A 682-nucleotide genomic window follows, 5' to 3' on the forward strand; every position below is an offset into this window, starting at 1 on the left:
CCCAGTTTCCAATGACCCTCCACGGTTGAGCCGTGGGCTTTCACATCAGACTTAAGAAACCGCCTACGCGCGCTTTACGCCCAATAATTCCGGATAACGCTTGCCACCTACGTATTACCGCGGCTGCTGGCACGTAGTTAGCCGTGGCTTTCTGGTTAGGTACCGTCAAGACTTGTTCAGTTACTAACAAATTTGTTCTTCCCTAACAACAGAGTTTTACGATCCGAAGACCTTCATCACTCACGCGGCGTTGCTCCGTCAGGCTTTCGCCCATTGCGGAAGATTCCCTACTGCTGCCTCCCGTAGGAGTCTGGACCGTGTCTCAGTTCCAGTGTGGCCGATCACCCTCTCAGGTCGGCTACGTATCGTCGCCTTGGTAAGCCGTTACCTTACCAACTAGCTAATACGGCGCGGGTCCATCTATAAGTGACAGCCGAAACCGTCTTTCACTATCGAACCATGCGGTTCAAAATATTATCCGGTATTAGCCCCGGTTTCCCGGAGTTATCCCAGTCTTATAGGTAGGTTACCCACGTGTTACTCACCCGTCCGCCGCTAACATCAGAGAAGCAAGCTTCTCATCTGTTCGCTCGACTTGCATGTATTAGGCACGCCGCCAGCGTTCATCCTGAGCCAGGATCAAACTCTCCATAAAAGAAGTAAGCTTGATAAGCTCATTTTT

1 rRNA gene is annotated in these 682 nt (G+C 51.2%); it reads right to left on the bottom strand.

The window, feature by feature from the left end:
* Positions 1 to 655 (bottom strand): 16S ribosomal RNA (locus tag LQ611_RS13920); the annotation flags it as partial.
* Positions 656 to 682 lie beyond the last annotated feature (27 nt).

The sequence above is a fragment of the Mammaliicoccus sp. L-M44 genome, assembly GCF_022386355.1.
Classification (GTDB): domain Bacteria; phylum Bacillota; class Bacilli; order Staphylococcales; family Staphylococcaceae; genus Mammaliicoccus; species Mammaliicoccus sciuri_A.